Here is a 9,782-nt window from a genome sequence, read left to right on the forward strand (position 1 = left end):
ATTACGTGAGCAGCCCCCTTCTGTTAGCCGAAACGACCGGAAATGTAATCTTCAGTACGAGCATCCTGCGGTGTAGAGAATAGCTTCTGAGTATCATCAGCCTCTACGATCTCACCATTTAGGAAAAAGACAGTCCGATCCGAAATACGGGCCGCCTGATGCATGTTATGCGTAACCATTACAATAGTATACCTATCTTTTAACTGCTGCACTAATTCCTCAATTTTTAAAGTCGAAATCGGGTCGAGTGCCGAAGTCGCTTCATCCATAAGCAGAATGTCAGGTTGAACCGCTATCGCTCTTGCAATACACAGACGCTGCTGTTGTCCACCGGACAGACTGAAAGCCGAACGTTTCAGAAAATCCTTAACCTCATCCCATAAAACAGCTTGTCGCAAGCTTTGTTCAACAATTTCATCCAGTTGGCTTTTATTCTTTACACCATGTAAACGAGGTCCATAAGCTACATTATCATAGATGGACTTTGGAAAAGGATTTGGCTGCTGGAACACCATGCCTACCTGTTTCCGTAACGCCTCTACATGGACGTCATCACTATAAATTTCCGTATTCGCGATTTGTACAGAACCTTCGATTCGTGTACTTGGAATCATATCGTTCATACGATTTAATGTCCGAAGCAGTGTTGATTTGCCACAACCTGACGGACCAATAAATGCTGTAATTGCTTTCTCCGGGATATCAAGAGATACGTTCTTCAAAGCGTGGAACTGATCATAATACAAATTCAAATTTTCAATATGGATAATCGATGTCATGTCATATCTCCTTCTTTTGTGTAGACATCAGAGCCCCGCTTAAAGTCAATACGGACAGCACTAATACACGAAACACGGACCTCACCTTAACGCGAGTCCGTGTCGACGCTTCAGGCATAGGACAGTCTTACTTGTTGATTGTAACGTCTATATGTAAAAGGTAATGGCCTGAAATGTTAACGGAGTGTAAAATTTAGCTCCGGCCTGCAATTGAGTTTAATTCAAATAAAATTTCTCGATTTTTTCTTGCCGCTTCCTCCGTTGATTCAAACACTTCTTTCCCCCTGATTTCCACCTGACAAGCAGAATCTACTAACGTTCCAAAGGTTGATCCCGCCTCAACTACTCTGACGTGACTTTCTTCCATTTCTTTTACTGTATAAGAAGTCGCATGGGCAGTCTGATTCACTAAATCTCCGACAAGCCCCAGCTTGGTACCGATATCTCCAGAGAACTCCTTCGTCTGCATCGCCAGCTTCTTCACTTCATTTGCCACAATCGCAAATCCTCGTCCATGCTCCCCTGCGTGCGCAGCTTCGATCGAAGCATTCATTGCCAGCATACCGCTCTGATCTGCGAGCTCTCGTATCTGAGTAACCAGAGAAGCAATTTCTTTGGCCCGAATCAGTAGTTGTGTTACTAGCTTATTCTGTGATTGGGTCATTTCCACAACTCTGGAAAAGGAGGCGTTTACCTCGTCAAGTTCTTTTTGACCTGCTAGTGCAAGTAAACTCATCCGTTCAGATTCTTCCAGACTTCGCTTTGATGCTTCGGACGCCAACCTCACAGATCGTCCTATATCAACGGCTTGATCATAGCTTTCTCTTATCGCTGTCTTACGCGCTTCATCCGTCTCTCTCTGTAAATCCCTCGACATAATCATTAGATCCTGAATCGTTATTACACCGATAAATTTACCGTTGTGCGTCATAATAAGACTATCATAAAAGTCTTGTCCCTCCCGCTCCAGAGCTATATCCAACAATTCGCTCACCGGTAAAGATAACTCGCATTGAAGTGATTGGGTATTCGCAAGATCAAGAGCAGGCCTATTATAGAACAGATCCGCAGCAAATCTTCCTGCGAGCAATCGGTTAAGCTTATCCCTCATCATTAAGCCGATAGGCGATTTCTGTTGATCACAAATCACGATACACGGTGTGTCTAAATCACGTTGAAATAAACGAAGTACATGAATGCATAATTCATCATTGGAAATTACAGGAACGAGCTTCAAATAATGTTCAGCTTCAATTCCCTTCTTGCTCTGCTCCGTTTGTAACGCTTTTGAGTCACTATGTATTGTCTTCTCTACGACTCTTTCCAATACGGCGATACCTTCATTATTCAAAATCTATCACTCCCCGAATGAATATCGCACAGCTATGCTTGATATGATAATAGAACTATATTCGGTGAATATTATAGATTCTTAAGACCTATGTAAACTTTTGCACATACAAAAAAATACCCATTCTATCAGCTCGATAGATGGGCATTTTTTTTCTTGTTCACAACCAATTTGTAACCAACACCGCGAATCGAGTCGATATGAACAGACTGGGGATCAAGCTCCAGCTTTTTACGCAGTGAACTGACATGAACGTCCACTGTACGTTGTCCCCCGATGTAATCGAAGCCCCATACCGCATTCATCAAATCATCTCTCGTCATGACTACTCCCGGTTTACGAGCCAGATACAACAGCACTTCAAATTCTTTAGGCCGCAAGGTGATTGACTCACCGTTCAAAGTAACCTCGTATTTCTCCGGGTAAATGACAAGAGGACCAAGTGTAATCTGAAATTCTTCCTGATCTGGCAGCACTTCTCTTTCTTCATGCCCGGACGATCTTCTCAGCACAGCAGCTACCCGCGCCAACAATTCAGCAACACCAAAAGGCTTTGTGATATAATCATCAGCCCCGGATTTTAATCCCTGAACGACTTCTTCCTCAGCATTTTTGGCCGTTAAAATGATGACCGGCGTCATGACCCCTTCATGTCTTAGCTTGGACATAATCTCAAAGCCATTCATTCCTGGAAGCATCAAATCCAGCAGAATCAAATCAAATTCAGTTTGCATCGCCGTATCAAATCCGGTCTGCCCATGCTCTTCCACTACTACCTGATAACCTTCGCTCGTAAGATTGTAGGACAACAGTCTGGAGAGCGTAGGCTCATCTTCTATTACCAACAGTCGCTGCGTCATTCTTTACCCCCACTTTTCAAAAAAGTGCATAACAGATTAACAAATCGATAGACAAGCACAGCATAACACGAATTTGTTAACGCGGTGTAAAATCGTAATTCTTTTAGTCCAGAGTATGCATGATTGGTAATTCTACCGTAAAGGCAGACCCTTCACCCACTTTACTCTCAACACGAATCGTTCCGTGATGCAGCTCCACAAGATGCTTGACGATGGATAAGCCAAGCCCAGTACCACCTGAACTTCGCGATCTAGCTTTATCAACTCTGTAAAATCTCTCGAAAATACGCGGCAAGTCTTTTTTCGGAATTCCCATTCCTGTATCCTTAACAGAAATCAGAACCTTCTCATCTTCTTCGCCAATATTGACAATTTCCGCTTCTACCTTCACTCTTCCTCCTTCAAGCGTATAGCTAATCGCATTAGAGAGCAAGTTCATGAAAATTTGTCGCAGTCTGTCTTCATCGCCTTCAATATACAAATGCTCCTTAATTCCTTGATGCATCTGAATTGACTTCTTTGAAGCTACCGGAAGAAGCACCTCATTTATGCTATCGAACAATTCCTTAAGATTAACGGGCACATATTCTAATGGAGCACGCTTGGATTCAATCTTCGAAAGCTCAAGAATATCTCCTATCAAGCGGTTTAAGCGATCTCCTTCATCGTATATAATTTGCAGAAAAGATCGTTTCGTTTCTTCATCATCCACTCCGCCGGCAAGCAGTGTTTCTGCAAATCCCTTCACCGCAGCAATCGGTGTTTTCAGCTCATGGGATACATTGGCTACGAATTCGCTTCTCATCGCTTCAAGTCGTCTTATGTCCGTTACATCCTGTAACAGGAACAGCATACCACGATAGCCGCCTTGATCTTCAAACATGGGAACCCCATCGAATTGCAGAATCAGCTCCTCAGGATCATACACATGCCGTTCTTCTTGAATGTATTCCTTGAGGTTAACCCCTTCTTCTACGAACTTCATAAACTCATAATTTCGCTTCAAGGCATTGTACGTTTTACCAACAATCTGATCATCTTTCATATGAAGAATTTGCTCAGCTGCACGGTTAATCAGGACGACAGTTCCATCACTGTCCACCATCAAGAGGCCTCCGGTCATATTCGCCAGTACACTCTGCATCAAATCCTCATTATCGTGGATTTGCTTCAATTGCTGCTGAAGGCTGTCAGCCATACCATTAATAGCCTGCCCAAGCTGCCCGATCTCATCACTTCGATCCAGATCCACCCGCGCATCATAATCAAGTCCTGATATTCGGTTAGCTACGAGTGTAATATGCTCAAGCGGTTTAGTCAGCCCGGCAGCTACCCGGTAACTAACTAAAGCTGCGGCAAGAAACAGAATTAACAAGCCACCAGCCATCAGCATCCAGCCTTTAGTAAGCTCTTCACCCACAGCTTCAAGACTCATAGACAGTCTTATATATCCGACAAAACCATTCTCTGACTTAACCTCATGTGCAATATAGAGCATTTTCTCGCGGACACTATCACTGTAACGAATAGCACTACCTGTTGCCCCATTTGCCGCAGAAACAATTTCTTTACGGGTTAAGTGATTATCCATTAGATCAGGAGACATCTCGGAATCACCAATAACCTTGCCATCAAGCAAAATAAAAGTAACCCGTGAATCAATCAGCTTCTCTAACTCCCTGGCCTTACTGGAATAATAATCTGAAGCCCCTGCCGTATCAGTAGCTTGAAAAGGAAAGGTATTTTCAAGCAAATTAATTTCGCGCATCATATTCTCTTCTAATGCGCGAATATGAGATCCTCTGTACACCTGAGCCATCGTTAATCCGGCTGCAAGCATCGAAATGCCGATAAGGCTCATCAGAATAATGATTAGACGAGTTCGAAAGGTTTTCATTTATTTAAACACCACTTCTTTAAACGAAGCCAACTTCTCACGCGAAGCCTTCTCAACACCTTCATGAAGGCTATCTCCATGAGAGTCCATTGTTACGATAGCTGCAAACCCGTCCACTTCCAAATGCCACATCGCCTCAGGGATACCAAATTCCATAAAGTCTACACCGTTAACTTTCTTAAAACACTCGGCGTAATACTGTGCAGCTCCACCGATTGCATTTAGATACACTCCACCATGCTCCTTAAGTGCGGCTAATGTTTTTGCACCCATACCACCTTTTCCGATTACTGCGCGAATGCCAAACTTTTTAATAATATCGCCTTGGTAAGGTTCCTCACGAATGCTCGTGGTCGGACCTGCGGCCTTCACATGCCAGCCATCTTCATCCTTGAGCATAACCGGACCACAGTGATAAATCACAGCCCCATTAAGGTCAACAGGCGCATCGTGATCCATCAAATATTTATGCAATGCATCACGTCCTGTGTGCATTTCTCCTTGAATGACAACTACATCACCGACACGCAAGCTGCGGATTTGCTCTTCTGATATTGGAGTACGAAGCACAATTTCCCGAGCTCCTTGCTTATCGGCTTCATTTGCATTGTCAGACGAAATCGACTTATTGTCCTCTGGCCCGTTCTCATCCTCTAGCACTGGAACCTCAGTACCAACCGGATACAACCACTTTCCAATTTCACCGGATACCGGGTCCATTTCAATTCCTTGACGCCGGAATGCCCAGCAATTATAAGCCACCGAAACAAAGAAGCTCGCTGGCAAACGGTTCATAGCACCAATTTTGCAGCCAAGCAGCGTAACTTCCCCACCAAACCCCATCGTTCCGATACCAAGCTGGTTCCCTGCTTCCAAAATATATTGTTCCAAACGACCCAGCTCAGGTACAGGGTTCACATCATCAACATGGCGGAACAATTGCTGCTTCGCCAGCTCATAACCTGTAGTCCGATCCCCACCGATGCCTATGCCAAGAAAACCGGCGCTGCAGCCCTGGCCCTGGGCTTGATATATAGCATGAAGAATACATTTGCGAATTCCGTCCAAATCTCTACCAGCACGTCCAAGTCCTTCGAGCTCGGTCGGAAGACTGTATTGAATATTTTTATTTTCACAGCCACCTCCCTTGAGAATGAGCCGCATATCGATGACGTGCTTTTCCCATTGCTCAAAGTGAATAACAGGAGTACCCGTACCCAAATTGTTACCCGTGTTCTCTCCTGTCAAAGAATCTACCGAGTTCGGGCGAAGCTTGCCATCCTTGGTCGCTCTTTGAATCGCAGCATGTATACTTTTCTTCAATTCAATCTGATTTATGCCAACAGGCGTATGTACAACAAAAGTTGGCATACCAGTATCCTGACAAATAGGTGAAATTTGATCCTCTGCCATTTGAATGTTCCGAGCAATCGTCGATAACGCCAGACCGGCACGAGTAGCCTCATTTTCAAGAGACCGCCCATGATTAACTGCACGTCGCACATCGCCCGGCAAATTTGTAGAAGTTTCCACAATCAATTGATATACGCTCTCTTCAAACTGGAGCATGTTACTCATGTTACTAGATCCCCTCTCATGTCTTCGGATTCACTAAATGCAATCATATTGCTGGGTAGCGCTAGTCTATTCAATAGCTTTATAATAACATAGTACATCTATAAAAAGAGAGGTATATCATTGATGAGCTATCATTTTTCCGCTTATATGTACCGTCTACGTTCCATCAACCGCTGGAGTCTGATGCGCAGCACGGCCAGTGAAAATGTAGCAGAACACTCTTACCATGTTGCTCTGCTGACCCATCTGCTGTGCGAAATAGGGAACAGTATGTTCGGTCGTGAGCTTAACGCTGAACGAGCTTCGACGCTGGCTCTGTTTCACGATGCCACAGAAGTGTTCACCGGAGATATTCCAACACCAGTTAAGCATCACAACCCGCGGTTGTTGTCCAATTTTAGAGAAATGGAATCGATCGCTGCAGAACGCCTGCTCTCCATGGTACCGCCAGAGTTGAATAAAATTTATGAGCCCCTGCTCTTTTCAGGCGGCAGCAGCTCGAATCCCGCCGATGCTGAATTACATAAATATGTAAAAGCTGCTGACAGTCTCGATGCCTACTTAAAGTGCGCCTGGGAGCTTGCAGCTGGCAACCGCGAATTTGCCGTCGCCAAAAGTCAGCTGCACGACAAATTAACGAAGCTGAGCCTGCCAGAAGTGCAATATTTCCTCGAACATCTTGCTCCAAGCTTCGAAATGACGTTGGATGAATTGTCTGAGTCATCTGAATAGGATAGCGTGAAACAAACAACACCAGAGCCCAAAACGGCCCTGGTGTTAATTTACATCAATTTACCCATTCACAATCTCTCCACCATTAATATGCAGAACTTGACCACTCATATAAGAGGAATCATCGCTGGCAAGAAAGACATACGCAGGTGCTACTTCTTCCGGTTGCCCTGGGCGCTGCATCGGCGTGTTGCCACCAAACTGGGATACCTGCCTTGCATCAAATGTGGATGGAATGAGCGGTGTCCAGATCGGCCCAGGTGCGACGGCATTCACCCTAATCCCTTTACTACTAATCAAATTCATAGACAACGAACGCGTAAAGGTTACGATCGCTCCCTTTGTGGAGGAATAATCGACCAACATAGGGTGGCCCTTGTATGCCGTTACTGATGCTGTATTAATAATCGAGCTTCCCTTATCAAGACAAGGTAACGCCGCTTTAGTTAAATAGAACATGGAGAAAATATTGGTTCGAAACGTTTTTTCCAATTGCTTGGCTGTAATGTCGGCAAAGTTTTGCTGAGGATGCTGCTCGGCTGCATTGTTGACCAGAATGTCCAATCTTCCAAGCTCACTCATTGTCTGCTTCACAATCTTTTGCGAAAAAGATTCTTCACCAATATCTCCAGCAATCAGCAAACATTGTCGGCCTTCCTGCTCCACTTCTGCTTTCGTCTTCTCAGCATCACCGTGCTCATTCAAATAGACGACAGCCACATCCGCACCTTCCTTGGCATATGCAACAGCGACCGCTCGCCCAATCCCACTATCTCCTCCGGTTATAATCGCTACTTTATTTAGCAGCTTGCCAGAAGCTTTATAGTCTCTCTCAAATTGAGGAAGCGGGGTCATCTCTGCTTCTTTCCCAGGCTGGTGGTTTTGATGCTGCGGCGGCATCGTTTGTTTCGTTTGTCCGTTTCCTGACATTTTCGATATGCTCCTTTCCTGACACTGATCGAACTATCAAGCTCCAACTAAGTTCTATCAGGTGGATTTCTGTTGACCACTTTAGGATGAACCTACATCCCCAAGGTTATGCCAACGAACTACCAGAGCTAATATTGAATTTACCATTACAAAGGAATGTCGAACCTATCCACAAACCAGGAATCGTCATGTTTTCTTCGGAAAACATACCGCTCTCGTGATGCCGACGTATCCCCATCCAGATCTTCAGCCATATCTTCCTTGCCTGCTGCACAGCTTGTCTCACTTAACAATGACTCACACGCTGCGATCCGTTGCTCGTTAAAATGCAATTGAGCCAGTATGAGCAGATCCTCCTCCCATTTATCCACACTATCGTCATAGGGAAAATTAATGCGCAGCACCTGAATCAAGGAAACAGCCTGAACCAACATACATCTAGCCCCTAGCAGCCACATTCTCAACGAGAACTCGGAAGTTTCCAGCTCTTTACTCTTAAATCCGTTCTCCATGCCGCCACATTCCTGAAACGTGCTCCGACTAACAGCAAAACATTCCGTCGACAACCACGGCAGCCCATCTCCATTTTGAGTCCATGGATAGCTCTGAATGCTATGAAGAATACCTTCAGTATACTTTTTCCCCAGCTTACTCGGAACTCTCTCTTCAATTTCAAAAACTGGCGATACCCCTTCTGCCGTTCCTTGAAATAGAGGCTCTAGTAAAGTTTCCATCCAGTTATCTTCAAAATAAAGGCGGGGACTGCAGAAAACAAAATACTCTCCTACTGCCAGTGAAGCAGCAAGATTTCGTGATGATTTTCCGGCTTGTCCCTTTATTTTTCGAATAGGCCTATTTAACTTGTAATTCAAAAGAAAGTCGCAACACCCATCTATAGAACCTTCATCTACAATAATAACTTCATAGGCTAGTCCAATGTATGATACCTTCAGAGATTCCATCGTCATAAACAGATCAATCCCATTGTTTTTTACCGTAATAATTATAGATACCTTAGTTTCGATCGACATGTCTTATCTCCTTAATTTTGGGAATAATGTAATTTTATAATACTCTATTTTGTGCTTCTAGTAAAGACAAACAAAACTATCAGTTTATTATCATTATCACTCAATCTAACTATGGTAGTTAGAGGAGGGGTGTTATGGACTACGATGCTTTGGGTAAACGACTTAGACAAGAACGTCATAAGATGAATTGGACTCAAGAAAAACTCGCTGAGAAAATAGAGGTTTCCGATGCATACATAGGGCAAATCGAGCGAGGCGAACGCAGCTTGTCGCTTGAAACGCTCATTAAGTTAGCTAAACAGCTAGGAGTAACCGTCGACTACTTACTCCAGGACGCCATTGAAATTAACGACGATCACTTTATGAATCAGGTCAGACAAATTATGATGAGCCGTTCGGGCAAAGAAAAGCAGCTTGCTCTAGATATCCTGAAAATGATGTTCACCCATCTGGATGAAATAAAAACCGATACAGACAATTAAAAGTGAACAACAAACAGATAGCTTTAAGGGCAATACTACAAAATGCGGGGCTGTCCCAAAAGTAGGTTTAGTGTCAAAACTAGAAATAGCGGTGCAAGGAAGACGCCCCCTGCACCGCTTGATCCTGCCGCATTCTATGACC

At 44.2% G+C, this 9,782-nt stretch carries 9 protein-coding genes; 2 read left to right on the forward strand and 7 right to left on the reverse strand.

Going from position 1 to position 9,782, the window contains the following annotated elements; translation table 11 throughout:
- Positions 1 to 23: 23 nt before the first annotated feature.
- The 5 genes from pstB to BLS49_RS24120 all read right to left on the reverse strand — a co-directional run bounded on the left by pstB (position 24) and on the right by BLS49_RS24120 (position 6,456).
- Positions 24 to 779: a phosphate ABC transporter ATP-binding protein PstB gene (pstB, locus tag BLS49_RS24100; RefSeq protein ID WP_091236630.1), complete on the reverse strand. Its 756-nt coding sequence runs from the start codon at positions 777 to 779 to the stop codon at positions 24 to 26.
- 193 nt (positions 780 to 972) lie between these two features.
- Positions 973 to 2,130 carry a methyl-accepting chemotaxis protein gene (locus BLS49_RS24105; RefSeq protein ID WP_139173181.1) on the reverse strand — a complete coding sequence of 386 codons (1,158 nt, stop codon included), beginning with the start codon at positions 2,128 to 2,130 and terminating at the stop codon, positions 973 to 975.
- A gap of 128 nt (positions 2,131 to 2,258) precedes the next feature.
- Entirely contained in the window at positions 2,259 to 2,990 is a 732-nt protein-coding gene (locus BLS49_RS24110) for a response regulator transcription factor (RefSeq protein ID WP_091236633.1), read from the reverse strand.
- Positions 2,991 to 3,093: 103 nt separating this feature from the next.
- Positions 3,094 to 4,887 carry a two-component system histidine kinase PnpS gene (pnpS, locus tag BLS49_RS24115; protein ID WP_091236635.1) on the reverse strand — a complete coding sequence of 598 codons (1,794 nt, stop codon included), beginning with the start codon at positions 4,885 to 4,887 and terminating at the stop codon, positions 3,094 to 3,096.
- Positions 4,888 to 6,456: a fumarate hydratase gene (locus tag BLS49_RS24120; RefSeq protein ID WP_091236650.1), complete on the reverse strand. Its 1,569-nt coding sequence runs from the start codon at positions 6,454 to 6,456 to the stop codon at positions 4,888 to 4,890.
- A gap of 132 nt (positions 6,457 to 6,588) precedes the next feature.
- On the opposite strand from BLS49_RS24120, the gene yfbR reads away from it, so the two are divergent.
- Positions 6,589 to 7,197, forward strand: coding sequence for a 5'-deoxynucleotidase (gene yfbR, locus BLS49_RS24125; RefSeq protein WP_091236638.1), 609 nt, complete (start codon positions 6,589 to 6,591; stop codon positions 7,195 to 7,197).
- Between the two features lie 60 nt (positions 7,198 to 7,257).
- Here the strand turns inward: yfbR and BLS49_RS24130 are convergent, their stop codons facing one another.
- Both BLS49_RS24130 and BLS49_RS24135 read right to left on the reverse strand, forming a co-directional pair.
- Positions 7,258 to 8,127, reverse strand: a complete 870-nt coding sequence (locus BLS49_RS24130) for an SDR family oxidoreductase (protein WP_091236641.1) — start codon at positions 8,125 to 8,127, stop codon at positions 7,258 to 7,260.
- A 146-nt stretch (positions 8,128 to 8,273) separates the two neighbouring features.
- Positions 8,274 to 9,158 (reverse strand): glycosyltransferase family 2 protein, encoded by an 885-nt coding sequence (locus BLS49_RS24135; protein WP_091236644.1) that lies wholly within the window; start codon positions 9,156 to 9,158, stop codon positions 8,274 to 8,276.
- 134 nt (positions 9,159 to 9,292) lie between these two features.
- Here BLS49_RS24135 and BLS49_RS24140 point away from each other — a divergent pair, with 134 nt between their 5' ends.
- Positions 9,293 to 9,640, forward strand: a complete 348-nt coding sequence (locus BLS49_RS24140) for a helix-turn-helix domain-containing protein (protein WP_091236646.1) — start codon at positions 9,293 to 9,295, stop codon at positions 9,638 to 9,640.
- Positions 9,641 to 9,782: the final 142 nt, after the last annotated feature.

Source organism: Fontibacillus panacisegetis, from assembly GCF_900102215.1.
GTDB classification, from domain to species: domain Bacteria; phylum Bacillota; class Bacilli; order Paenibacillales; family Paenibacillaceae; genus Fontibacillus; species Fontibacillus panacisegetis.